Raw genomic sequence first — 221 nt, 5'->3', positions numbered from 1 at the left:
AAAGTGGCCGTGTCGAAACTGGTGAACAGTCTCAAGGGAATATCGAGCCTACTTATCAGGAAGAAGAATGATCCCAGCATCAAGAAGAGACTATGGGGCGGCGCTTTGTGGTCGCCCAGCTACTTTGCCGGAAGCTGCGGCGGCGCTCCGATCGCAGTTATTCGCAAGTACATTGAGCAGCAGCGGACGCCGCATTAAAGTCAAGGGCAGGTGTAAGGACG

1 protein-coding gene is annotated in these 221 nt (G+C 54.3%); it reads left to right on the top strand.

Annotated elements, in window-relative coordinates; all coding sequences use genetic code 11:
• The coding region (tnpA, locus tag QN359_RS19995) for an IS200/IS605 family transposase (protein ID WP_323493646.1) at positions 1-198 on the top strand (198 nt) is incomplete at its 5' end.
• Positions 199-221: the final 23 nt, after the last annotated feature.

This window comes from Undibacterium sp. 5I2 (assembly GCF_035019605.1).
Lineage (GTDB): Bacteria > Pseudomonadota > Gammaproteobacteria > Burkholderiales > Burkholderiaceae_D > Undibacterium.
The sequence above is the reverse complement of the archived record's forward strand: the minus strand, read 5'-3'. Positions and strand labels throughout refer to the sequence as shown.